The organism is Delftia acidovorans NBRC 14950, assembly GCF_001598795.1.
Classification (GTDB): domain Bacteria; phylum Pseudomonadota; class Gammaproteobacteria; order Burkholderiales; family Burkholderiaceae_C; genus Comamonas; species Comamonas acidovorans.
On the sequence record NZ_BCZP01000006.1, the window covers coordinates 292,999 to 317,117 of the forward strand.

Here is a 24,119-nt window from a genome sequence, read left to right on the forward strand (position 1 = left end):
GCGTTCTTTCGATGGCATTTCGGCCCGGGAAATGTGGAAGAACGATGGAGATGAACACAGCCCCCGCCGCGACCCCAAAATGGCTTCTATCATTGCCCAGCCCTTGCCTTTCCAGCCATCGACATCGCTCATCCTCGTTGCCGAGGACGAGCCCGAGATCGCAGACATCCTGTGCGCCTACCTGGCCCGCAGCGACCTGCGCACCGTGCATGCCGCCGATGGCCAGCAGGCCCTTGAACTGCACCACCACTTGAAACCCGATCTCGTTCTTCTCGACGTGCAGATGCCACGCCTCGACGGCTGGCAGGTGCTGTCCGAAATCCGCCGGCGCGGCGACACGCCCGTCATCATGCTCACCGCCCTCAACCAGGACGTGGACAAGCTCATCGGCCTGCGCATTGGCGCGGACGACTACGTGGGCAAGCCCTTCAACGCGGCCGAGGTCGTGGCGCGCGTGCAGGCCGTGCTGCGCCGCTGCGGCCAGGGCCGGCTCCGCGATACCAAGCTGCTGCAGGCCGGCCCCTTTCGCGTGGACCTGGACAGCCGCGAGGTCAGCGTGCAGGTGCAGGGCGCCACGCATGTGCCCGAACTCACCGTGACCGAATTCAACCTGCTGGCCAGCCTGGTGCGTTCGCCCCGGCGCGTGTTCAGCCGCGCCGAGCTGCTGCTGAGCTGCCTGCCCGAAGGCCACACGCTGGAGCGCACCGTGGACAGCCACATCAGCAAGCTGCGCAAGAAGCTCGAAGGCCTGGGCCTGCAGGGCATGCCCGACAGCGTGCGCAGCGTGGGCTACCGGCTGGGGATGGACCCATGAGCGCAGCGGCCGGGCTGCGCCGGCAGGTGGTGCTGACCATGTCGGCCGTCACGCTGGCCGTGGTGGTGCTGTGCGTGCTGGGCTCGTACGCCTTCTATGCGCTGCTGCTGACCTTTCACCCGGCCAGCGTCTCCGACGGCTGGATGCCCTCCAGCGTGGAGCTGGCCTGGGTGCTGCTGACCCTGGTGGTGGCCATGCTGATTGCCATCTTCGTGGCCACGCGGCTGTCGCGGCGCATCCTGCCCTCGCTGGACTCGGTGGCCATCAGCCTGCGCCAGCTGGCCGAGGGCGACCTGTCGGCGCGCGCCAGCACGGACGACAGCGCGCTGCACGAGGCCGCGCAGCTGGTGCACGACTTCAACAGCCTGGCCCGGCGCCTGGAAGGCATGGCGCAGGAGCGCGCCTTCTGGAGCGCGGCCATCGCCCATGAGCTGCGCACGCCCGTGACCATCCTCAGCGGGCGGCTGCAGGGCCTGTCCGACGGCGTCTTCCTGCCCAGCAAGGACATGCTGGCCAGCCTGATGACCCAGGTCGAGGGGCTGACCCGCCTGATCGACGACCTGCGCCTGCTGGGCCTGCAGGAAAACGGCCATCTGCAACTGCAGCTGCGCCAGACCTGCCTGGCCGGCGAGGTGCGCTCGGTGGCCCTGGCCGTGGGACCGGCGCTGGAGCAGGCCGGCCTGCAGCTGGCGATGGAGCTCGATGACCAGCCCGTGGTCTGCGACCCCGTGCGCATACGCCAGGCCCTGCTGGCCCTGCTGGAAAACGCCATGCAATATGCCCAGCCCGGCCCCCTGCTGGTGGCCGCGCGCGTGCGCCACGGCCTGTGCACCGTGCGCGTGGAAGACAGCGGCCCCGGCGTGGCGGCGGACCTTGCGCCGCGCATCTTCGACGCTTTCCAGCGCGGTGAAGGCGCCCGCAGCCGAAGGAATGCCAGCGTGGGTGCAGGCAACGGCAGCGGACTGGGCCTGGCCGTGGTGCAGGCCATTGCCCAGGCCCATGGCGGGCGGGCGCAGTGCCTGCAGGGCGAGCGTGGCGGCGCGCTGTTCGAGCTGAGCTGGCCGGCCTGACCTCTTCAGAGCCGCAGATCAGCCTGCGAAATCATCGGCCCGCACATGGCGTGCGTCCCAGGCGGCGGCCAGCGCAGCGGCCCGGCCCAGGCGCACGCGGCCTGATTCAAAGTCCACGATGCCTGCCTCCTGGGCCGCCGCAGGCCGCGCGGGCCGCTCGCGCGTTCGGCCGTCGGTGAGCACCCACAGCCAGCCCTGGCAGGAGGCATCTGCGCCGCAATGGCGCTGCAGCAACTGGCCCGCCTGCTCCACGGCCGCCTGCAGCGGCGTGCCGCCGCCTCCGCCAATGGGAGCGATCCAGTCGTCATTCCAGGCCGCTGCCTTGCGCGGCGGCAGGCGCAACTCCACGCGCGTGCCCGCAAAGCAGATCAGCGCCACCTGCTCGCGGCGGCGGTAGGCCTCTTCCATCAGCGACAGCAGCACGCCCTTGGCCCGCGCCAGTGCGCCACTGCCGGCCATGGAGGCCGAGCAATCGAGCACAAAGCAATGCAGCCGCGTGGCCTGTGGCGGCTCACGGCGGCGCTGCAGATGTTCGGGTGCCAGCGCCTGGGCGCCGCGTGCGGCCAGCGTGCGCGGCCAGTCCCAGCTGCCGGTGGCCTGCCCGCCTTGCGCCTGGGCCAGCCGGGGCTGGCCCGCCCCCGCAGCCCTTGCCTGTGGCGCGGGGCCGCGGGGGCTCAGGCTTTTTTTGTGGCGGACACTCCCGCCTTTGCGGCCTCGCGGGCCAGCAATGAGGGCACGGCGACACGCAGCAGGCCCACGGGCTCGGGCGGCATGGCGCCCCAGTCAGCCTCGGAGGGCGGGCTGTCGCCTGCGCCGTTGGCCGTGGATTCTGCAGGCGGCCGGCTTTGTGCCGGCGACTGCGAAGGCGGATTCGATGGCGCTTGCTGTGGGGATGGCTGCTGCTGCGGCTGCGGCGCCCCCGGCTTGCGGCGGTGCACCAGCACCAGCTCGGCCACGGCCTGCACATGGTCGGGCGTGACCTCGGCATCTCCCAGCCAGGCGGCCCAGGCGCGGGCGGCGCGCAGCAGCACCAGGTCGGCGCGCAGGCCGTCCACCTGGGCGGCAATGCACAGCGCGCCCGCGGCCTGCAGCACATAGTCGGACCAGGGCAGCGCGCCGGCCGGCTGCAGGCGCTCGCGTGCCGTGCGCAGCTGCGCGGCGAGCGCGGCCTGGGCGTCTGCATGGCGGGCGCGGAAGGCTGCGGGGTCGGCATCGAACAGCAGCCGCGCGCGCACGATGGCCTGGCGCTGGGCCGCATCCTCCACATTGGCCAGGCGCACGCACAGGCCCAGGCGGTCCAGCAGCTGCGGGCGCAGCTGGCCTTCCTCGGGGTTCATGGTGCCCACCAGCACGAAGCGCGCCGCGTGGCGGTGCGAGATGCCGTCGCGCTCGACCACGTTGACGCCGCTGGCGGCGGCATCCAGCAGCACATCGACCAGGGCATCGGGCAGCAGGTTGATCTCGTCCACATAGAGCACGCCGCCATGGGCGCGCGCCAGCAGGCCGGGCGCGAATTTGAGTGCATGGCCGGCCATGGCCTGGCCCAGGTCCAGCGAGCCGGCCAGATGCTCCAGCGAGGCGCCCAGCGGCAGCGTGACGAAGGGCGCGGCATCGATGAGCTCGGCCAGGGCGCGCGCGGCCGTGGACTTGGCCGTGCCGCGCGGCCCCTCGATCAGCACGCCGCCCAGTTGCGGGTCGATGGCGGCCAGCAGCAGCGCCTGGCACAGCAGGGGCTGGCCGGCAATGGCGGCAAAGGGAAACAGCGGCGGCAGCGCGGGCTGGGCGCCGCTGCCCAGGTCAGGGGAGGCGGTCATCCGCGCAATCCTTCGAGGTGGTTTTCATGTTCCAGCAGCAGGTCTTCCAGCTGCTGGCGATAGTCGCCGGGCTGCTCCCACAGGCCGCGCTGCATGGCTTCGAGCAGGCGCTCCAGCATGTCGCGCAGGGCCTGCGGATTGTGCTGCACGAGAAAGTCGCGCGTGGCCGCATCCAGCACATAGGCATCGGCCACCAGGGCGTACTGGTGGTCGCCCACCTGCTGCGTGGTGGCATCGAAGCCGAAGAGATAGTCCACCGTGGCCGCCATCTCGAAGGCGCCCTTGTAGCCGTGGCGCTTGGCGCCGTCCATCCACTTGGGATTGGTGACGCGCGAGCGCACCACGCGCGCAATCTCTTCCTTGAGCGAGCGCACGCGCGGCTGGGCCGGGTTGGCGTGGTCGCCGTGGTAGAGCGCGGGCTGGCGGCCCGAGAGGTGGCGCACGGCCGAGGCCATGCCGCCCTGGAACTGGAAGTAGTCGCCCGAGTCGAGGATGTCGTGCTCGCGGCTGTCCTGGTTGTGGGCCACCACGTCGAGCTCGCCCAGGCGGCGGCGCAGCGCATCGCCTGCGGGCACGCCCTCGGCGTCCTGGCCGTAGGCGTGCTGGCTCCAGCCCAGGTAGGCCTGGGCCAGGTCGGCATCGCCCTGCCAATCACCGCTCTGGAACAGTCCGCCCAGGCCCGATCCATAGTGGCCGGGCGGCGCGCCGAACACGCGCCAGCCGGCCTGCAGGCGGGCCTGCACGGCGTCCATGCCCTGCGCCTGCAGTTGCTCGGCCTCGGCCAGGATGCGCGCGCGTATGGGGTTGTCCTCGGCGTCTTCGTCCAGCGCGGCCACGGCCTGCACGGCCGCATCGAACATCTGCACGGCGCCCGGGAAGGCGTCGCGGAAAAAGCCCGAGATGCGCAGCGTCACATCCACGCGCGGCCGGCCCATGCCCACGCGCGGCACCACCTCGAAGTCCACCACGCGCTGGCTGCCGGACGCCCATTTGGGGCGCACGCCGATCAGCGCAAAGGCCTGGGCGATGTCGTCGCCGCCCGTGCGCATGGTGGCCGTGCCCCAGACCGACAGGCCCAGGGTGCGCGGGTACTCGCCATGCTCCTGCAGATAGCGCTCCAGCAGCCTGAGCGTGGCCTGCTGGCCCAGCTCCCAGGCGGCCTGGGTGGGAATGGCGCGCGTGTCCAGCGTGTAGAAATTGCGCCCCGTGGGCAGCACGTCGGGCCGCCCGCGCGAGGGTGAGCCGCTGGGCCCGGGCGGCACGAAGCGGCCCTGCAGCCCGCGCAGCAGCTGGCGCAGTTCCTCGCCGCCGCAGGCATCCAGCGCGGGCGCCAGCACGGCATGCACCTGTTCCAGCGCGGCGCGTGTCTGCGGCCAGTCACCGGCCGGGGCCTCACCTTCCAGCAGTTGCTGGGCCAGCAGTTCCAGGCGCTCGCGCGTGTCGCCCTCATGGCGCCAGGGCTCGTCGCTCACGGCCTGCAGGGCGGCGGGGCGCGCGCCGATCCAGGGGCGTGCAGGCTCCATGCGCAGCGGGTCGAACCCGGGGCTGTCCAGCAGGTCGGCGGCCAGCGCCTGTATCAGGCCCTGGCCTTCGTCCGACGGGAAGCGCGCCAGCGCCAGCAGCGTGTCGCGGCGCTGGCGCCCTTGCGGCGAGGCGCCGAAGACATGCAGGCCGTCGCGGATCTGGGTTTCCTTGAGCTCGCACAGGTAGGCGTCTATGCGTTCGAGCACGGCATCGTCGTCCTGCGCGGCACCGGGCGCCAGGTCCAGCTCCTGGTCCAGGTGCTGGCGGCGCACGATGTCCAGGATCTGGCGGCGCAGCAGCGCGCCGCGCCGCGCATCGACCAGCAGGGCATCGTAGTACTCGTCCACCAGGCGCTCCAGGTCCTGCAGCGGGCCGTGGTTTTCGGCGCGCGTCAGCGGCGGCATCAGGTGGTCGATGATCACGGCCTGGCTGCGGCGCTTGGCCTGGGCGCCTTCGCCGGGATCGTTGACGATGAAGGGGTACAGGTGCGGCAGCGGGCCCAGGATGGCATCGGGCCAGCACGCGCCCGACAGCGCCAGGCTCTTGCCCGGCAGCCATTCGAGGTTGCCATGCTTGCCCACGTGGACCATGGCGTCCACGGCAAAGCGGTCGCGCAGCCAGAAGTAGAAGGCCAGGTAGCCGTGGGGCGGCACCAGCTCGGCATCGTGGTAGCTCGCATAGTCCTGCGCGCCCATGCCTTTACCGCCCAATGCACGCGCCGGCTGTATGCCGACAAAGACATGGCCCAGGCGCAGGCCCGCGATCATGAAGCGGCCCTGGCGCAGCAGCGGGTCGGCCTCGGGCGCGCCCCAGCGCGCAGTGATGGCGTCGGCCATGCCGTCCGGCAGCGCGGCCAGGCGCGCCAGGTACTCGTCCAGCGCATAGCTTTGCCAAGCCGGGCGCAGCGGCCACTGGGCTGGGTCGTTGGCAATGCCCTGCTGCAGGGTGTGCATCAGCGCCTCGCCATCGGCGGGCAGCTGCGCGGGGTCGCCCAGCTCGTGTCCTTCGGCAGCCAGGTGCTGCAGGATGGCGATCACCGAGGCCGGCGTATCCAGCCCCACGCCGCTGCCGATGCGGCCTTCGCTGCCCGGATAGTTGGCCAGCACCAGGGCCAGGCGCTTGTCGCGCGCGGGCAGGCTGCGCAGGCGGCACCAGCGCCAGGCCAGGTCGGCCACGAAATCCACGCGGTCGGGCTCGGGCTGGTAGGCCACCACGTCGGCCTGGGTGAAGGCGCAGCGGTGGGACAGGCCCTTGAAGCTGATGGCGCGCGTGATGATGCGGCCATCCATCTCCGGCAGCACCACCTGCATGGCGATGTCGCGCGGGCGCAGGCCCTGGCTGTCGGCCCACCAGTCCTCGCGGTTGCCACCGCTGGCAATGACTTGCAGCACGGGCGCATCGCCGGCCAGGGCCGTGCCCGATTCCAGCGCCGAGAACGCCGTGGTGTTGAGCACCAGCTGCACGGCATGGTCTTCGCAGAGCTGGCGCAGGGTGGCCAGGCACAGCGGGTCCTTGAGCGAGTCCAGCGCCACGGGCAGCGGGTTCATGCCGCGCTGCTGCAGCGACAGGGCCATGGCGTCGAAGGCCGCCGTATTGCCCGCCAGCAGGTGGGAGCGGTAGAACACCAGGGCCACGGTGGGCGCGCCCGGCGTCCAGGCGCGCTGCAGGTCGTCGATGCCGGCCACGTCATGGGCATGGGCCTGGACCTGGGCATGGCTCCGGGCAGCGAACAGCGCGGGGGGAACGTGGACAGCCGCCTGCGGCAGGGTGCGCGGCGGCAGCGGCGCATCGCCCCGGTCCAGCCCGTGGTAGACGGTGGCCTTGAGGAATTCGCGCGCATTGGCCGCGCCGCCCGAGCGCAGGTATTGCCACAGCTGGCGGCAGGCGGCGGCCGGCAGCGTGCTGCGCGCCAGCAGGTGCGGGTCTTCCTGCAGGTCACCCGAGAACATGGCCAGGCGCTGGCCCTTGCGGCGCGCCAGAGAGCCGATCTGCTCGATGCCGTAGGGCCAGGCCGATTCCGAGCCCAGGTGGTCCACGATGACCACGCGCGCATGGCGCAGCACCTCGTCCACATACAGGTCCAGCGAGGCCGGCTGGCGCAGGTACAGCAGATTGGCCAGCCGCACCGAAGGAAAGTCCGCCGACGCCCCGGCCAGCGCGGCCACGGCCGAGGACAGCAGGGCCAGCGTGGTGTCGGCCGAGCTCAGGATGACGATGTCGGCCGGCGTCTGGTCGAGGCGGGTGACGATGCTCTCGTCCTCGACGAAGCCGCCGGGGCGCGTGGACAGCAGGTGCATGGAACAGGTTTCAGTGCGGAATCGGAAGGTCAGGCGGCCACATTCTCCAGGCCCTTGCGCAGCGCTGCTTCGTCAAGGTCTTGCCCGATGAACACCAGGCGCGTGCCGCGTGCCTCGCCCTCGCGCCAGGCGCGGTCGAAATGGTGGTCGAAGCGGCGGCCCACGCCCTGCAGCAGCCAGCGCATGGGCTTGCCCGGGATCTCTGCAAAGCCCTTGACGCGCAGGATGCTGTGCTGCTCCACCAGCGTCTCCAGCGCGGCCAGCAGGCGGTCGCGGTCCACGGCGGGCAGGTCGATCACGTAGGAGTCGAAGTCGTCGTGGTCATGGTCCTCGTCGTGGTCATGGTGGCTCACGCGCTGGTCGATGGTGGTCTCGGCCGCCTTGGCCAGGCCCAGCACCACGTCCAGCGGCAGGCGGCCCTGGGACGATTGCACGATCTTGACCTCGGGCGGCAGCTCCTCGCGCACCAGGGCGGTCACGCGGGCCAGGGCCTCGGCATCGGCCAGGTCGGTCTTGTTGAGCACCACCAGGTCGGCCGCGCCCAGCTGGTCCTCGAACAGTTCGTGCAGCGGCGATTCGTGGTCCAGGTTGGGGTCGGCGCGGCGCAGCTCGTCCACGGCCTGGGGATTGGCGGCGAACTGGCCGCTGGCGGCCGCTGGCGTGTCCACCACGGTGACCACCGCGTCCACGGTGAACACGTTGGCGATCTCGGGCCACTGGAAGGCCTGGACCAGGGGCTTGGGCAGGGCCAGGCCCGAGGTCTCGATGATCACGGCATCGATCTGGTCGCGGCGCTCGGCCAGCGCGCGCATCACGGGGAAGAACTCTTCCTGCACCGTGCAGCACATGCAGCCGTTGGCCAGCTCGTACAGCGCGCCTTCGCGCTCGTTGCCGTCGTCGTCGCAGCCGATGCCGCAGCCCTTGAGGATCTCGCCGTCGATGCCCAGCTCGCCGAACTCGTTGACGATCACAGCGATTCGCCGGCCATCGGCGTTGTCCAGGATGTGGCGCAGCAGCGTGGTCTTGCCGCTGCCCAGGAAGCCGGTGACGATGGTGGCGGGAATCTTGGCGGTTTGCATGGAAGGTTCTCCAGAAAAAAGAGGAAGTCAGACGGTGGCGAAAGGCACGGCGCTGCGCAATGAAGGGAGAACCTCCTGCGCAAACAGTTCCATGCCGGCGAGGGCCTGGGCATCGCTCCACAGGCCGTTGGCGTTGAAGACGCAGCGCAGCTGGCCAATGCCCGTGCGCTCGCGCAATGCGGTGATCTGCGCATGGCACTGCTCGGGCGTGCCATGGATGAATTGTTCGGCCAGCACGCGCGGCACATCGATGGGCAGCACCTGGTCGGCCGGCACGCCGCGCTTGCCCGCAAAGTACACGCGCCGCTGGTACAGCTGCGGCCACAGCGTGGCCAGCTGGGCCTGCACGGCGGCCTCATCGGCACCGATGCAGACATAGCGCGCCAGCGATGAACGCGCACGCAGCGCGGCGGCATCGCGCCCGCGCTCCCGGGCAGCGGCCTCCAGGCGCTCCAGCTGTGTGCCTTCGGGCGGCTCCAGGCTCAGCAGCAGGGGCAGATTCTGATCGACGGCAAAGCCCAGGGTCTCTGCCGTGGAGCCGGCCACATACAAGGGAGGATGCGGACGCTGCACGGTCGAAGGCAGGGCGGGCCGGTCCTCGAAGCTCCACGGCCCCTGCCCCGCCACGATGAGCCTGCCGGACAGCGCCTCCACCAGAATGCGGCAGGACTGCGCAAAGCGTTCGCGCGTGCTGTCCGCATCGATCTGCAGGGCGCGCAGCGCGGCCGGCTCCGTGCCCCGGCCCACGCCCACGTCGATGCGGCCGGCGCTTTGCAGGTCCAGCTGGGCAATCTCCTCGGCCAGCATCAGCGGGTGGTGCAGCGGCAGCACAAGCACCGAGGTGCCCACGCGCAGCCGCTCGGTGCGCGCCAGCACGGCGGCGGCCAGCAGCAGGGGCGAGGGATAGGGCCAGGCGGTATCGGGCACGCGGAATTCGTTGAACCACACGCCCTGGAAACCCAGGCGCTCGGCGCGCTCGAACAGCGCCAGGAATTCACGGTGCCCGCCGCGCGTGGCGTCGCGCGTCCAGCCGGCCAGATCGATGCGCATGGGTTCAGTTCTCCTGTTTCAGCCGCGCGCGCAGCAAGGTTTGCGGAGGTGCGTCGATGCGCTCGAAATCCACGCCGAAGACGGCATCCAGCCCCGGCGCATGCAGCAGCTCGGCAGGGGCCCCATCGAGCGCAATGCGCCCCTGGTCCAGCACGATGACGCGCCCGAAGTGCGCCAGCGCCAGGTCCAGGTCATGCATGACCACCAGCACCAGCCGCTCGCGCCCGCGCTGCGCCAGCGCCTGCACCAGGGCCAGGCGGTGGCGCACGTCCAGCGCGGCGCCGGGCTCGTCGGCCAGCAGCACGGGCGGGTCGGTGGCCAGCACGGTGGCCAGCAGGGCACGCGCCTGCTCGCCGCCGGACAGCGTGGACCAGCGCCTGCGCGCGAAATCCTGCAGCCCGGCGCCGGCAATGGCCGCCTCGACATCACCCCGTCCCGCCAGCCGCATGTGCATGAGCTCGGCCAGCGTCAGGTCCCAGTGCGGCGCAAAGCGCTGGGGCATGTAGCCCACGCGGCGTGCGCGCTCGGCCACGGGCAGGGTTGCAATGTCTTGCCCGTCCAGCAGCACGCTGCCGGATGCAGGCGCCTGCAGCCCCGCCAGCAGGGACAGCAGGCTGGACTTGCCCGCGCCATTGGGTCCCACCAGGGCCACGGCGCCGCAGGCGGGCAGCTGCAGCGAGACGGCGTCCAGCACACTGCGGCCACGATGGCGCAGCGTGAGGGACCGGGCCTGCAGGCGTGGCACGGCGTCGTCCATGGCTTGATCGTTCATGCGGACCTCAGCCTGCGCGCGAGCAGCACGATGAAGAAGGGCCCGCCGGCCACGGCCGTGACCAGGCCCAGCGGGATCTCGGCCGGCGGCAGCACGCTGCGCGCAATGGCATCGGCCAGCGTGACGATGATGGCGCCCGTGAGCGCCGACGCCGGCAGGGCCGCGCGGTGCAGCGGTCCCGCCATCCAGCGCGCGATGTGCGGCGCAGCCAGGCCCACGAAGGCCACCAGCCCGCCATAGGCCACGGCCACGGCCACCACCAGCGAGCCGGCCAGCACGGCCAGCGGCGTAAAGCGCGCCACGTCCAGGCCGAAGCCCTGGGCCGCATCCTGTCCCAGGCCCAGCAGGTCCAGCCCGCGCGCCAGCGCCATGGCCCCGGCCAGGCAGGCCAGGGAGGCACCGGCCAGCAGGCCCAGCCCGCTCCAGGACGGCGTCTGTATGCCCCCCAGCACCCAGCTGAGCACCACCTGCAGGCTCACCGTCTCATCGGACAGCGCCAGCATCAGGAACGAGCGCAGCGCGCCCAGCACGGCCGCCAGCGCCACGCCGGCCAGCAGCATGCCGGCCGCATCGGTGGCACCGGCCACGCGCGAGACGGCCAGCACCAGCACGGTCGAACCCCAGGCGCCCGCAAAGGCCAGCACGGGCAGCGTCCAGGCCTGGGACAGGCCGAACAATAGATGCATGGGAACCAGCAGGGCGACAGTCGCCCCCAGCGCCGCGCCGCCCGAGGCGCCCAGCAGATAGGGCTCGGCCAGCGGATTGCGGAACACGCCCTGGAAGATGGCGCCCGACAGGCCCAGCAGCGCGCCCACCAGGGCGGCTGCCAGCACGCGCGGCACGCGCCACTGCAGCAGCAGCCGGCTGCGCAGGCTGTCTTCGCCGCCCAGCGCGGCCAGCAGGTCGGCCGGGCTGGCCCACTGGTGGCCCGCGCAGGCGGCGATCAGCAGGCTGGCCAGCAGCAGCAGGACCGCACCGGCCCAGGGGCGCCACGCAGGTGTCCGTGAAAGGGAATTCATGCGGCCTCCCCGGCCCAGGCCGCAGGGTGCAGCCAGCGCGAGAGCTTTTCCACGCCGCCAAAGGTGCGCGGCCCGGGAATCAGGAACTCGGCACGCGCCACCGTGGTGGCCCGGCCGCCGCGCACGGCACGCAGGTCGCGCCAGCCGCGCTGGCCGATCAGGTCCTGCATGGCCTCCTGCGTGCCTGCGAACAGCAGCACGTCGGGGTCGGCGGCCAGCACGGCCTCGGGCGAGACCTGGGGCACCGTGCCCAGGCCGTCCAGCGCGAACGCGGCGCCCGCGCGCACCATGGCCTCGCCGGTATAGGTGCCAGGGCGTGCCGCCAGCAGCATGCCGTTGCCCAGCCGGCCCGTGACCATGAGGGCGCGCGGTCGGGGCTGGCCGGCCACCTGCCGGTCCACGCGCAGCAGCCGCGCTTCCTGCGCCAGGGCCAGCGCCTGGCCGCGCGCCTGCACGCCCGTGGCGCGGGCCACCAGGCGCAGGTTGTCCATCACCTCGGCCAGCGAGCGGCTGAGCAGCACCATCACCGGCACGCCGATGCGCTCCATGGGATCGACCAGCTGGTGCGCCGCCTGGCGCGCGGGCGTGACGATGACCAGGTCCGGCTGGCGCGCCACCACGGCGTCCACCGAAAACCCCAGCCGCCCGCCCACCTTGGGAATGCGCTCCACGCCCGGTGGAAAGCGCGTGAAATCCTCCACGCCCACCACGCGGTCCAGCAGGCCCAGCGCGGCCACCAGCTCGGTGTTGGAGGCAAAGATGGAGACGATGCGCTGCGGCGGCGCAGCAATCTCCACGCGCCGGCCCAGCGCATCCTGCAGCACCACCGGACCGCCTGCAGCGACGGTGTCGGCCCATGCCGCGGGCAGGCCGCAGCCCAGGGCCGCCGCCGCGCCCTGGCGCAGCAACTGGCGGCGCGTGGTGCTGGATTGCTTCATGCCATGGTCCTCAAAACTCTGCTTGCAGGCCGACCATGAGTTCGCGCCCCGCCATCGACGTTCCGCAGCCGCCGTTCTGGTACGCCGGGTTGGCGATGCAGGGCGCGCGGTCCAGCGCGATGAAGATGGGATGGCGGTTCAGGTCGAACAGGTTGTTGACGGCCGCGAACAGCTTGACGCCGCGCGACACGCGGTAGTCGGCCCGCAGGTTCCAGATGGTGAAGGCGCCCTTGCGGTGGATGAAGGTGCTGCTGGGCTCGCCCTGCGGGATGAGCAGCGCCTCTTCCGTGTCGTACCACATGGGGCCGCGCAGCAGCGTGGACAGCTGCAGGCTCCAGTCGCCCTGCAGCCGCCCGCTGCCCTGGCCGTAGCGCACGCCGGCCGAAGCCTCGTAGCGGTACATGCGCTGCACCTTGTCGGTATTGGCCGAGGCTGGCGATCCCTTGTCCCGCATGCTGAAGTGGTAGTAGCCGCCAGCCCAGGCCTTGAGCTGGTGGCCCGTCAGGTTCAGCGCCCGCGCCAGGTCCATGTCGGCCTGCATTTCCAGGCCGCGCGCCACGATGTCGGCCGCGTTGTTGGCGTAGTCCGAGGTGTTGGTCGTGGCCCCGCGCGAGACGGTGATGATGCGGTCGCTGATGGTGTTCTGGAACAGGGCCGCATCCACGCGCCAGCCGGGCTGCTGCAGCGCAGCGCCGACCTCGATCTGGCGGCTGGTTTCGGGCTTGAGGTTGGGGTTGCCGAAGGTGCGGCCACCGCCGACGGCCGTGAAGTCCGAAGCCAGCTCCGTGGCCGTGGGCGCGCGGAACCCCGTGGAGGCCGCAGCGCGCAGCGTAAGCCGGTCCGTGGCCTTCCAGGTGGCGCCGGCCGACCAGGTGTGGTTGTCATAGTCGCGCGTGCTGGCCTGGGCCAGGGCGAGGTTGGGCGTATCGTCGAAACGCGTCGTGCCCCAGGTCTTGCGCAGGCCGGCACGCAGCGTGAGGCGATCGTCGAACAGGGTCTGCGCGTCCTCGAAGTACAGCGCGTGCACCTGCTCGGTCTGGTTGTTGTCGTAGGGCGCGACCTGGCCCGCCGGGCCGCCCGGCATGGCCACGCGCAGGCGGTCGGAGCGCAGCTTGCTGCGCTCCCAGTCGAAACCCATCAGCAGGTCATTGGTCTGGCTGACACGCAGGCGCGGCTGAAAGCGCAGGCCCGTGGCGTCCAGCTGGCGGTGGTTGTAGTCGCGCGCCGTGCCGGGCACGGCGCTGTTGCCCGAGCGGATCACGGGCGATGCCCAGTTGAACTCATCGGTATCGACCAGGCTGTAGAGGTGGGTCGTCCAGCTCAGGCGCTGGCCGGGCAGCGCGCCCTCGTAGGTCAGGTCCAGCGAGCGGTTGCTGCGGTTGTCGCGGCTGTAGATGTTGGCGCCCGATCCGCGAAAGCCCGCGTTGTAGATGCCGTCCGTGCGCAGTTGCAGCTCCACGCGGTGCAGCTCGTGCAGCTGCCAGCCCAGGGCGCCGCTGGCGCCGCGCCGCTTCCAGCCCGTGTTCTCCATGCGCGTGCCGCCGTCGCCCGACTCGTAGTCGCCGCGCCCGCCTGCGCTCACGCCGAAGTACCAGTCGAAGCGGTCATTGGCGCCGGCCGTCTGCGCATCGGTGCGCCACAGGTCCCATGAACCAGCCTGGACCTGAGCGCGCGTGCCGGGCGCCGTGGCCCCCGTCTTCATGATGATGTTGACCACCCCGCCCATGGCCTGGCTGCCGTAGATCACCGAGGACGGGCCGCGCACGATCTCGATGCGCTCCACATCCGAGGGGCTGAGCTTGGACAGGTTGGCCGTGCCCGCGCGCCGGCCGTTGACCAGCACCAGCACCTGGCTGCGGAAGTCGCGCCCCTGGCCGTCGGTGGAGGCGCCGCGCAGGTTCATCGAGGTCTGGGCCGCCGTCCATTCGCTGAGAAAGCCCACGGCGTTCTCGGCCAGCAGGTCGGTGACCGAGCGCGCGCTGGAGCGCTCTATGGCCTCGCGGTCGATGGTCTGCGTGGTGCCCGCGATGCGGCTGCGCGCCTCGGGCCGCGCGGTGGCGGTCACGAAGACGGCGTCCAGCGCATCGTCGGCGGAGTCCGTGGATCGGCCCGAAGCCGGCTCCTGCGCGGCGCCGGCCGCTGCAACGCAGCTGGCCAGCAGGACGGCGGCCGCTACGGGCCGCAGGCTGGAGACAAGAGGGAGAACAGAGAGAAGGCCGGAGGAATCGGCGGCCGAGGAAGCGAAGCGCATGCGTTGACCCAACTGCCCCACTCACCCGCGGGGCCTATCGTCTGAACCACGCCGCACAGCGCGCACGCCGGAGCCGGCCACGGCAGCGCAGGCTGGGGCCGGACCGGACAGGCGCACTCCCGCGGCGTCCGAAAGCAATGCAGAAGGCCGGTATCCGGGCTTGCGGAACGCTGCGGCACGCAGGGTGGGCGCGCTGCGGCAGGCATCCCCGCCTTCCCATGCCCGAGAAGGACACAGTGGCTTGCGGCGCGCGACCTGTCGATAGCGCGCCAGCGTGGGGAGTTGTATTCCGCTGACCGTTGCGGGGGCAGCGCAGGCATTGCGAGCGGCCACCTCGATGGCATCGCGCACCTGCTTCCCGTTGAACCCCTGGCCGGTGAACGGCATGGGGCACCTTCAGCAACAGCGCACCGCCACGGCCCAGAGGCTGCGGCGGTGCGCCAGCGGCGGATTATCGCCCAGCCCAGAAGCCTGGCACCCGGGCCAGCGCCCGCAGCGCGCGGCGGCTGCTGCGCGCGCTGGTAGCCAGGCGGGCCTGCAGGTAGCCGGCGGCGAACCAGGCGCGCGGGTCGCGCGCGGCCTCGGCATGGAAATGCTCGGCCGCCACGGCCATGTCGTTGTGCAGACCCAGCGCGTCCTGGGCGGGCACCAGCGCCTCGGCAAAGCGCCGGCCCTTTTTGCCGGGCCACATTCCGGGCGCGAATTCCCGCGCAAAGTCCGCCAGGTAGCGCAGGCGCTTGAGCCGCTTGCGCACGCGGTGCTGCTGCGCCAGCGGCAGGCGGTCGAAGTGCCGGCCATCGCGCAGCACCTGGCGGTGCAGGCGCGCCAGCCGCCGTGCCAGGTACTTGCGCGTGCCTGCGGCGGACAGGTGGACAAAACGGGCCGATGGCTCTCCCTGCGGCGCCTGCGCCAGCGCCTGGATCTCGGCCAGCGCGTGCAGGAATGGCGGCTCGCGCACGGCAGCGGCTGCATCCGCCTGCACGGCCTGCGGCGCCTGCCAGTCGCACAGGGGCGCATGGGCTGCCTGCAGCAGCGGGCGCACCACATCGGCCAGCGTATCGGCATCGCGCAGCGTGCCCAGCTGCGCAAAGGCCTGGGCCAGGGGGTCATCCCATTCGGCGCGCATGCCGGGCGCCAGCCCCGCGCACTCACGCAGCACGGTGCGCAGGCGCCGCAGGGCCACGCGCAGCTGGTGGATGGTCTCGGCATCGCTGCCACCGCCCTCCAAAACCGCCAGATGCGACTGCACCTGGGCCAGGGCAGCAGCCAGCGCCGCACGCACAAAGCCGGCCGCATCGGGCCGGTCAGGTTGCTGCTTCGCAGAGGTGGACATGGTCAGGAGAGGGTGTGCGGGCGTTGCTGCGATTGTGGGCACCGCCCGGCCCCCGGGTCAATCGGCGCCATCCCCGCTCAGGCTGTGCAGCGCGGGCCGGGCAATGCGCACATAGTCGGCCGAGTCCAGCACGATGGAGCGGTCCAGCCGGCCCGCGTTGAAGGCGATCTCGCCAAAGCGCTCGACCAGGGCCGGGTCCACGACCAGGCGCACCTGCGGGTTGAAGGAGAACGGCGGCACCGATCCCATCACGCAGCCCGTGGCGGCCTGGGCCTCCTCGGGCGAGGCCAGCGTGGCCTTGCGCACGCCCACGGCCTGGGCCAGGCGCTTGAAGTCCAGCTTGCGGTCGCCGGGCAGCACGGCCAGGAACAGCTGGGGATCGGCCGCACCGGACGCATCGCGGCTCTTGCAGAGCATGGCCTTGGCGCCCTGGCCGGGGGCGGTGCCCCGGATTTCGGCGACCAGGTCAGAGCGGCCTTCGGCCGGATGTTCCAGGACGCGAAAACGCGCGCCCTGGGATTGCAGCAGGTCTACAAGGGTGTCGAACATGGTGGAAAGCGCAGAGAAGTCGTCTGGATTTTGACATTCTGTCCAATTCAAAACAAAATGTCCAATATGACCCAACGAACCCCTGAACAGCGCCAGCTTCTGGACCAGCTGGCCCAGATCGCCGAAGGCCTGGGCCAGACCTTTGCCCCGTTCTGCGAGGTGGTGGTGCATGACCTGCTCGACCCGTCCCATGCGGTGCTGGCCATCCACAACAACCTGTCGGGCCGCGAAGTGGGCCAGGGCGCGACGGAGCTGGGCCTGGCCCGCATCCTCGACCCCGGCTACGAGCAGGTCATCGCCAACTACCCCAACCAGTTCGCCGATGGCCGCCAGGCCAAGAGCACGTCCATCGGCATCCGCGACTCCGAGGGCCGCTACATCGCCGCCCTGTGCATGAATGTGGACCTGACGATGTTCCAGGGCTTCCAGGGCATGCTCAACCGCTTTGCCGCCGTCAGCGGCGACACCCCCGCGCGCGAAATGCTGGACCCCACGGGCGCCGGTGCAGGCGCCGACACGGTGCGTGCCCGCATCGATCAGTTCGCGGCCCGCCTGGCGACCACGCCGCGCGCCCTCAAGCCCGAGGAGCGGCGCGCCCTGGTCCGTGAACTCAAGGGCGCCGGCCTGCTGGACCTTCGCCGCTCCATGGAGACCATTGCCGCCCACCTGGGCGTGTCGCGCGCCACGGTCTACAGCTACGCCAAGTAGGTCCGGGCCCCCCTTCCCGATCCACCCCTGTTTTTCCTGTACCGATGACAAGCCTTCTTCCCACCTACGACGACGTGGCCGCTGCGGCCCAACGCATCCAGGGCCATGCCCACCGCACGCCCGTGCTCACCTCGCGCACGCTGGACGATGCGCTGGGCGCCCGCGTCTTCCTGAAGTGCGAGAACCTGCAGCGCATGGGCGCCTTCAAGTTCCGGGGAGCATTCAATGCGCTGTCGCGCTTCAGCCCCACCCAGCGCAAGGCCGGCGTGGTGGCCTTTTCCTCGGGCAACCACGCCCAGGCCATCGCCCTGGCAGCGCGGCTGCTGGAGATCCCCGCCACCATCGTCATGCCGCATGACGCGCCCGCCGCCAAGGTGGCGGCCACCAAGGGCTATGGCGGCCAGGTGGTGGTCTACGACCGCTATACCGAAGACCGCGAGCAGATCGGCCGCGGCCTGGCCGAGCGCCACGGCCTGACCCTGATCCCGCCCTACGACCATGCCGACGTGCTGGCCGGCCAGGGCACGGCCGCCAAGGAACTGTTCGAGGAAACCGGCCCGCTGGACGCCCTCTTCGTGCCGCTGGGCGGCGGCGGCCTGCTGTCGGGCACCGCCCTGTCCACGCGTGCGCTCAGCCCCGAGTGCGCGCTCTACGGCGTGGAGCCCGAGGCCGGCAACGACGGCCAGCAGTCGCTGCGCGCAGGCCGCATCGTCCACATAGACACCCCCAAGACCATTGCCGACGGCGCCCAGACCCAGCACCTGGGCGGCATCACCTTCCCCATCATCCAGCGCGACGTGACCGACATCCTCACCGCCAGCGATGCCGAGCTGGTCGATGCCATGGGCTTCCTGGCCACGCGCATGAAGCTCGTGGTCGAGCCCACCGGCTGCCTGGGCCTTGCCGCCGCGCGCCAGAAAAGCGAAGAACTGCGCGGCCGGCGCGTGGGCATCATCCTCAGCGGCGGCAACGTGGACATGCAGCGCTTTTGCAGCCTGCTGGGCGCCTGATCCTGATCCTGATCCTGGTCCTGATCGAAGGCCGCCCTCACCCGCGCGGGCTGAAGGTGCGCGGAAACACCACGGGCGCGCTGCGGTCGGCCAGGCGGTAGCCCATGGCGGGGCGGCGTGACGTGCCCTCCACCTGGCCGGCCTCCACCAGAAAGCCGGCCGCCATCATGCGCGTGCGAAAACCGCTCTTGTCCACGGGGCGGCCCAGCACCACCTCGTAGGCCTGCTGCAGCTGCGGCAGCGTGAAGGGCTCGGGCAGCAGGAACGCCGGCAGCGAGGTGTACTCCACCTTGCCCCGCAGCCGCTCCACCGCTGCGCGCAGGATCTCGCCGTGGTCGAAGGCCAGCGCAGGCTCGCGCAGCAGTTCATCGACGGCAAACCACGACACATCGGCCGCATTCGCGCCCTTGGCCAGGATCAGGTCATGGCCCGGGATCAGCGCGAAATACACATGCGTGGCCGACCAGCCACGCGGGTCGCGCGCCGCGCCGCCCCAGCTTCCCAGCTGCTCCAGGTAGGGGCTGTCCACACCCGTCTTGTCCAGCAGCTTGCGCCGCGCGCAGGCCAGCAGGTCCGCGTCCTGGCGCACATCCACAAAGCCGCCGGGCAGCGCCCACAGCCCCGGAAAGGGCTCGCTGCCCGCCGTGGGGCGCTGCACCAGCAGCACCTGCAGGGCATCGTCAGCCACCGTGAAGATGACCACGTCCACCGTGGTGAACGGGCGCGGGAAGTCCAGCGCGCCCTGCGGGGATGGGGAATTTTTTTCAGCCATGGGATGGATTGTGCTTGACGTGCCGGATTTTAAGTTGCACTATGCAACCCATACAAGTTGCACAGAGCAACTTAAAGGAAAAGCACCATGTTCGGCATCCGTTTCATCAAGTCCCAACCCACGGTCCACCTCATGCAGTTCCGCGCCGGCAAGGTGGTGCGCGAGGGTGCGGGCCAGTCCTTCTTCTACTACGCCCCCACCACCACCCTGGTCGCGGTGCCCGTGGGCAGCCAGGACTGCCACTTCATGCTGGAGCTGGTGACGGCCGACTTCCAGAGCGTCACCGTGCAGGGCCAGGTCACCTACCGCATCAGCACACCGCGCCAGACCGCCACGCTGATGGACTTCTCCCTGGCGCGCGACGGCCAGAAATACATGTCCGAAGACCCGCAGCGCCTGGGCGACCGCGTGACCATGCAGGCCGAGGTCATCATCCAGCAGGCCGTGCAGGCGCTGGAGCTCAAGCAGGCGCTGCGCTCCTCGGCGCTCATTGCGCGCACGGCCCAGCAGGAGCTGGCCGCCCAGCCCGAGATCGAGGCGCTGGGGCTGGAGATCCTGGGCGTCTCGGTCATGGCCGTCAAACCCACGCCCGACATCGCCCGCGCCCTGGAAGCCGAGGCGCGTGAGTCCAACCTCAAGGCTGCGGACGACGCCGTCTATGCCCGCCGCATGGCTGCCGTGGAAAACGAGCGCGCCATCCGCCAGAACGAGCTCGATACCGATGTGGCCGTGGAAAAGAAAAAGCGCCAGATCCGCGAGGCCCAGCTGGAAGCCAAGGCCGCCCAGATGCGCAAGGAAAACGAGCTGCGCGCCGAACAGATGTCCGCCGATGTGGCGCTGGAGACCAGCCGCCGCGACTTCGTCGAAGGCCAGGCCGCCAACAGCCGCACCCTGGCCGAGGCCGAGGCCTACCGCGTGGGCGCCGTCATGCAGGCCCTGGAAAAGGCCGACCCGCGCATCGTGCAATCGCTGGCCGCCGTGGGCATGCAGCCGGGCCAGCTCATCGCCCAGGCCTTTGGAGGCATTGCCGAGAAGGCCGAGCGCATCGGCCAGCTCAACGTCTCGCCCGAGCTGCTGCAGTCGCTCATGGGCGCCGGTGCAGGCCATGCAGCTGCCGTGGCCGATCCCGAACCCGCAAGGAGCCGCCGTGAACGCCAATGAACGCAAGACCGTGCTGGTGGTGCGGCGCACGCGGCTCGATGAGCTGGTGGCCAAGTACCACACGCTGTCCCAGGCGCGCTTCTACATCGAGCACCTGGGTGCCGACTTCGGCGACTACCTGCGCGAAAGCGCCGCCTACGCCGCCGCCCTGCAGGCCGTGGTGCAGGCGCTGGAGGCACGCGGCCGCTACCAGATCGTGGACCGCGCCCTGGTGCCCAACTTCGTCTTCGGCGCCGACGACATCGTGGTGGCACTGGGCCAGGACGGCATGGTGGCCAACACCATGAAATACCTGGACGGCCAGCCGCTCATCGGCGTCAATCCCGAGCCCGCGCGCTGGGACGGCCTGCTGCTGCCCTTCGCCCCCGCCGACCTGGCCGCCCTGCTGGGCGACGTGGCCGCCAACCGCCGCCCCACGCGCGCCGTCACGCTGGCCGAGGCGCGCCTGAGCGACGGCCAGGTGCTGCGCGCCGCCAACGACCTGTTCATCGGCCCGCGCAGCCATACCTCGGCCCTGTACGACATCGCGCTGGGCGAGCGGCGCGAATCCCAATCGTCCTCCGGCCTCATCGTCGCCACGGGGCTGGGCTCGTCCGCCTGGATCAAGAGCATCGTCACGGGATCGATGGGCATTGCCCGCGCCGTGCGCGGCGCGTCCACCGACTTCGACTACCAGCCCTTCGCCTGGGATGCGCCACGCCTGGACTTCGCCGTGCGCGAGCCCTTTCCCAGCCGCTCCTCCACGGCCGAACTGGTCTATGGCCAGGTCACCGCCGGCCAGCCGCTGACCCTGCGCTCGCGCATGCCCGACCATGGCGTCATCTTCTCGGACGGCATGGAAGCCGACTACCTGCAGTTCACGGCGGGCATGCAGGCCACCATCGGCCTGTCGGAGCGGCAGGGCTGCCTGGTGGTGTGAAGCCCGAAGCACGGACAATCATCGACACAACAAGAAAATCCATGGAAATGGACCGTATGAACAACAAGAACACAATGACATCGACCAGCAAATTCATGAGCCTGGTCCTGCGCCACAACCCCGGCCGCGCTGGGCTCGCACTGGACGCCCAGGGCTGGGTCTCCATAGACGCATTGCTGCGCGGCGCCCAGGCGGCCGGCCGCAACATCTCACCCGCACTGCTGATGGAGGTGGTGCAAAGCTGCCCCAAGCAGCGCTTTGCCATCAGCGCCGACGGCCTGCGCATCCGCGCCAGCCAGGGGCATTCCGTGCAGATCGACCTGGGCCTGCAGGCCAGCGTGCCGCCGCAGCGCCTCTACCATGGCACGGCCACGCGCTTTCTGGACTCCATCCTGCGCACCGGCCTGGACCGGCGCAACCGCCACCACGTGCACCTGACCGACAACCTGGCCACGGCCCGCTCCGTGGGCCAGCGCTATGGCCGGTTGGTGCTGCTGGAGATCGATGCGGCGCGCATGCATGCCGATGCCTGCCTGTTCTACCGTTCGGACAACGGCGTCTGGCTCACGGACAGCGTGGCACCGTACTACCTGCGCGTGCTGGCCGAAGAGGAACACGATGAAACCCATCATTGCCCTTGACGCCGATGGCGTGCTGCTGGACTACAACCGCGCCTATGCCGGAGCCTGGGAGCGCGCGTTCGGCCAGCGCCCCGCCGAGGCCGACCCCCATGCCTACTGGGCCATGGACCGCTGGGCCGTGCAGGCGCTGGACGGCGAGCGCCTGCAACAGTTCAGGGCCTGCATGGACGATGCCTTCTGGCGCAGCATTCCCGCGCTGGGCAATGCCTTGCAGGCCTGCCACGACCTGCAGGGCGCCGGCTACGAACTGGTCTGCGTGACGGCCCTGGCGGCGCGCTTCGAGCAGGCCCGCCTGGGCAACCTGCGCGACCTCGGCTTTCCCATCGACCGCGTGATCGCCACGGGCCGGACCATCGGCGTGCGCAGCCCCAAGGCAGACGCCCTGCAGCGGCTCGGCCCGGTCGCTTTCGTGGACGACTATCTGCCCTACCTCCGGGACATTGGCCCGGGCATTCACGCGGCCCTGGTGTGCCGTGGCCCGAACGGCACGCCCAACACCGGGCCGGACCTGGTCCACGCCCACTCGCAGCACGCAGACCTGATGGCCTTCAGTCAGTGGTGGCTGCAGCAAGCTCCATCGCATTCCTGAAACGGCACACACGGCAACGAGACAGCCCATGACCACCACAGACCACATCGCCTCCCTGCAAGACCTCCAGAACGCCATGGCCCAGGGTCTCACCCCGCGCTTCCTGCCGTTCTGGGGCCACCAGCCTGCGGCCGATGGCTCCATCGGCAAGACCTGCATGAGCCAGTGGTTCGAGGCGGGTTTCGAGGTCGATGGCCAGCACTACCCCACGGCCGAGCATTTCATGATGGCGGGCAAGGCACGGCTGTTTGGCGACGAGGCGGCGCACGCGGCCATCGTGCGCTGCCGCACGCCGGGCGAGGCCAAGAAGCTGGGGCGTGGCATCCAGGGCTTTGATGAAGCGGCCTGGGTGGCCGCGCGCATGGGCATCGTGGTGCGCGCCAACGAGGCCAAGTTCTCCCAGAACCCGGCCCTGGCCAGCTATCTGCTGAACACGGGCGACCGGGTTCTGGTGGAAGCCAGCCCCGTGGACGCCATCTGGGGCATCGGCCTGGCAGCCGACGATGTGCGCGCCGCCAATCCCGCGCGCTGGCAGGGCCTGAACCTGCTGGGCTTTGCCCTCATGCAGGTGCGCGCGCGGCTGCGCAGCACCGCTCCTGAACAACCATGAGCGCGAGCACAGGCATGGCCATGGACACGCTGGACCGATACCGTGGTGCCCTGCTGGGCCTGGCCTGTGGCGATGCCGTGGGAACGACGCTGGAATTCCAGCCGCGCGGCAGCTTTGCGCCGCTGACCGACATGGTCGGCGGCGGCCCGTTCTCGCTGCCCGCAGGCAAGTGGACCGACGACACCTCCATGGCCCTGTGCCTGGCCGAAAGCCTGCTCCAGCGCGGCGGCTGCGACCCGCAGGACCAGATGACGCGCTATGCCAACTGGTACGAATGGGGGTACTGGAGTTCCACCGGCAACTGCTTTGACATCGGCATGGCCACCAGGGCGGCCATCCAGCGCTTCCTGGCCACCGGCGATCCGCTGGCCGGGTCGCCCGACCCGGACCAGGCCGGCAACGGCTCCCTGATGCGGCTGGCGCCCGTGCCCATGTTCTTCGGCCCCGACGAGGACCTGGTGCAGCGCATGGCTGAACTCAGCTCACGCACCACCCACGCGGCACCTGAATGCCTGCAGGCCTGCCGCCTGTTCGCCGTGGCGCTGTGCCGGGCACTGCAGGGACTGCCCCGGTCGCAGGTTCTGGACCTGGGCGGCGTTCTGCAAGACTGCGCCAGCCCACGCCTGCGGGAGATTGCCCGTGGCGACTATCGCGACAAGCCGGCCGCACAGATTCGCGGCAGCGGCTACGTGGTGGACAGCCTGGAGGCGGCCCTGTGGTGCTTTGCGAGGCATGACAGCTTTGAAGGCGCGGTACTGCAGGCCGCCAACCTGGGCGATGACGCCGACACCACGGCAGCCATCACGGGCCAGTTGGCAGGAGCCCTCCACGGCGCCAGCGGCATTGCGGACCGCTGGCTGGAACGCCTGCACCTGGCCCCTGAGATCACAGCCCTGGCCGATGCGCTCTGGCAAGCCGCCAGAGGTGCCAGTGACACTTCTCCGACCGCACCTCTCAGCAACTGAGCGGACTGGACCAGGCTTGTCTGCGCAACCTCCACGCACCCGAGCTCCGTGACACGCGGGCCTTGCTCTTTACGAATGGCGTGCATGGGCGGCTTTTGACTGAGCCACGCTCCATTATCAGAGCAGTCTGATTGCATCACCTCATATCTTCGGCGTAGAGTGCGAAATACTAAAGAGGCCACCCATCGAATGATTCGATGCTTTCATTTCCAGCCTCTCATTATTCACTCAAAA

Annotated in this window: 22 protein-coding genes and 1 riboswitch; of the genes, 10 read left to right on the forward strand and 12 right to left on the reverse strand. The window is 70.5% G+C overall.

Features of this window, described 5'->3' with window-relative positions:
- Window positions 1–79: 79 nt before the first annotated feature.
- The gene (locus DA1_RS10310) at window positions 80–814 is read left to right on the forward strand and encodes a response regulator (protein ID WP_016448779.1); all 735 of its coding nucleotides are present in this window, start codon (window positions 80–82) and stop codon (window positions 812–814) included.
- On the forward strand, window positions 811–1,884 hold the full coding sequence (locus DA1_RS10315; RefSeq protein ID WP_012207540.1) for an ATP-binding protein: 1,074 nt from the start codon (window positions 811–813) through the stop codon (window positions 1,882–1,884). Before DA1_RS10310 ends, DA1_RS10315 begins: the two co-directional genes overlap by 4 nt.
- An 18-nt stretch (window positions 1,885–1,902) precedes the next feature.
- Here the strand turns inward: DA1_RS10315 and DA1_RS10320 are convergent, their stop codons facing one another.
- The 11 genes from DA1_RS10320 to DA1_RS10370 all read right to left on the reverse strand — a co-directional run bounded on the left by DA1_RS10320 (window position 1,903) and on the right by DA1_RS10370 (window position 16,510).
- Complete coding sequence (locus DA1_RS10320; RefSeq protein WP_230590941.1) at window positions 1,903–2,364, reverse strand: vWA domain-containing protein; 462 nt, start codon at window positions 2,362–2,364, stop codon at window positions 1,903–1,905.
- Window positions 2,365–2,558: 194 nt separating this feature from the next.
- A complete protein-coding gene (locus tag DA1_RS10325; RefSeq protein ID WP_034397129.1) occupies window positions 2,559–3,698 on the reverse strand; it encodes a magnesium chelatase ATPase subunit I in 1,140 nt (379 codons plus the stop codon).
- The gene (gene cobN / locus DA1_RS10330) at window positions 3,695–7,519 is read right to left on the reverse strand and encodes a cobaltochelatase subunit CobN (RefSeq protein ID WP_034397130.1); all 3,825 of its coding nucleotides are present in this window, start codon (window positions 7,517–7,519) and stop codon (window positions 3,695–3,697) included. The genes DA1_RS10325 and cobN overlap by 4 nt, the downstream gene beginning before the upstream one ends.
- A gap of 29 nt (window positions 7,520–7,548) precedes the next feature.
- On the reverse strand, window positions 7,549–8,598 hold the full coding sequence (gene cobW, locus DA1_RS10335) for a cobalamin biosynthesis protein CobW (protein ID WP_034397131.1): 1,050 nt from the start codon (window positions 8,596–8,598) through the stop codon (window positions 7,549–7,551).
- A gap of 27 nt (window positions 8,599–8,625) precedes the next feature.
- A complete protein-coding gene (locus DA1_RS10340) occupies window positions 8,626–9,648 on the reverse strand; it encodes an LLM class flavin-dependent oxidoreductase (RefSeq protein ID WP_034397132.1) in 1,023 nt (340 codons plus the stop codon).
- A gap of 4 nt (window positions 9,649–9,652) precedes the next feature.
- Window positions 9,653–10,420 carry an ABC transporter ATP-binding protein gene (locus tag DA1_RS10345; RefSeq protein WP_012207546.1) on the reverse strand — a complete coding sequence of 256 codons (768 nt, stop codon included), beginning with the start codon at window positions 10,418–10,420 and terminating at the stop codon, window positions 9,653–9,655.
- Window positions 10,417–11,439, reverse strand: a complete 1,023-nt coding sequence (locus DA1_RS10350) for a FecCD family ABC transporter permease (protein ID WP_034397133.1) — start codon at window positions 11,437–11,439, stop codon at window positions 10,417–10,419. The genes DA1_RS10345 and DA1_RS10350 overlap by 4 nt, the downstream gene beginning before the upstream one ends.
- A complete protein-coding gene (locus DA1_RS10355; protein ID WP_034397134.1) occupies window positions 11,436–12,377 on the reverse strand; it encodes an ABC transporter substrate-binding protein in 942 nt (313 codons plus the stop codon). The genes DA1_RS10350 and DA1_RS10355 overlap by 4 nt, the downstream gene beginning before the upstream one ends.
- A 10-nt stretch (window positions 12,378–12,387) precedes the next feature.
- The gene (locus tag DA1_RS10360; RefSeq protein ID WP_034397135.1) at window positions 12,388–14,628 is read right to left on the reverse strand and encodes a TonB-dependent receptor; all 2,241 of its coding nucleotides are present in this window, start codon (window positions 14,626–14,628) and stop codon (window positions 12,388–12,390) included.
- Window positions 14,629–14,756: 128 nt separating this feature from the next.
- Window positions 14,757–15,041, reverse strand: a riboswitch (cobalamin riboswitch).
- Window positions 15,042–15,079: 38 nt separating this feature from the next.
- The gene (locus tag DA1_RS10365; protein ID WP_034397136.1) at window positions 15,080–15,961 is read right to left on the reverse strand and encodes a CHAD domain-containing protein; all 882 of its coding nucleotides are present in this window, start codon (window positions 15,959–15,961) and stop codon (window positions 15,080–15,082) included.
- A 57-nt stretch (window positions 15,962–16,018) separates the two neighbouring features.
- Window positions 16,019–16,510, reverse strand: a complete 492-nt coding sequence (locus tag DA1_RS10370; protein ID WP_034397137.1) for a YbaK/prolyl-tRNA synthetase associated domain-containing protein — start codon at window positions 16,508–16,510, stop codon at window positions 16,019–16,021.
- 66 nt (window positions 16,511–16,576) lie between these two features.
- Here DA1_RS10370 and DA1_RS10375 point away from each other — a divergent pair, with 66 nt between their 5' ends.
- Entirely contained in the window at window positions 16,577–17,218 is a 642-nt protein-coding gene (locus DA1_RS10375) for a helix-turn-helix transcriptional regulator (RefSeq protein ID WP_034398990.1), read from the forward strand.
- A 44-nt stretch (window positions 17,219–17,262) separates the two neighbouring features.
- Entirely contained in the window at window positions 17,263–18,228 is a 966-nt protein-coding gene (locus DA1_RS10380) for a threo-3-hydroxy-L-aspartate ammonia-lyase (RefSeq protein WP_034397138.1), read from the forward strand.
- 37 nt (window positions 18,229–18,265) lie between these two features.
- On the opposite strand, the gene DA1_RS10385 is transcribed toward DA1_RS10380, so the two are convergent.
- On the reverse strand, window positions 18,266–19,000 hold the full coding sequence (locus tag DA1_RS10385; protein WP_012207554.1) for an NUDIX hydrolase: 735 nt from the start codon (window positions 18,998–19,000) through the stop codon (window positions 18,266–18,268).
- 87 nt (window positions 19,001–19,087) lie between these two features.
- Between DA1_RS10385 and DA1_RS10390 the strand changes: the two genes are divergently transcribed.
- From DA1_RS10390 to DA1_RS10415, 6 genes are read left to right on the forward strand one after another with little or no spacing between them, the layout of a single operon-like run.
- The gene (locus DA1_RS10390; RefSeq protein ID WP_034397141.1) at window positions 19,088–20,161 is read left to right on the forward strand and encodes an SPFH domain-containing protein; all 1,074 of its coding nucleotides are present in this window, start codon (window positions 19,088–19,090) and stop codon (window positions 20,159–20,161) included.
- Window positions 20,148–21,080 carry a diacylglycerol kinase catalytic domain-containing protein gene (locus DA1_RS10395; protein ID WP_034397142.1) on the forward strand — a complete coding sequence of 311 codons (933 nt, stop codon included), beginning with the start codon at window positions 20,148–20,150 and terminating at the stop codon, window positions 21,078–21,080. The genes DA1_RS10390 and DA1_RS10395 overlap by 14 nt, the downstream gene beginning before the upstream one ends.
- 56 nt (window positions 21,081–21,136) lie before the next feature.
- Window positions 21,137–21,721, forward strand: coding sequence for an RNA 2'-phosphotransferase (locus DA1_RS10400; RefSeq protein WP_034397144.1), 585 nt, complete (start codon window positions 21,137–21,139; stop codon window positions 21,719–21,721).
- Window positions 21,699–22,310, forward strand: coding sequence for an HAD family hydrolase (locus tag DA1_RS10405; protein WP_034397145.1), 612 nt, complete (start codon window positions 21,699–21,701; stop codon window positions 22,308–22,310). The genes DA1_RS10400 and DA1_RS10405 overlap by 23 nt, the downstream gene beginning before the upstream one ends.
- Before the next feature lie 28 nt (window positions 22,311–22,338).
- Window positions 22,339–22,920 carry a riboflavin biosynthesis intermediates N-glycosidase gene (gene ybiA / locus DA1_RS10410; RefSeq protein ID WP_034397146.1) on the forward strand — a complete coding sequence of 194 codons (582 nt, stop codon included), beginning with the start codon at window positions 22,339–22,341 and terminating at the stop codon, window positions 22,918–22,920.
- Window positions 22,917–23,885 carry an ADP-ribosylglycohydrolase family protein gene (locus DA1_RS10415; RefSeq protein WP_230590942.1) on the forward strand — a complete coding sequence of 323 codons (969 nt, stop codon included), beginning with the start codon at window positions 22,917–22,919 and terminating at the stop codon, window positions 23,883–23,885. Before ybiA ends, DA1_RS10415 begins: the two co-directional genes overlap by 4 nt.
- The last annotated feature ends 234 nt before the right edge of the window (window positions 23,886–24,119 follow it).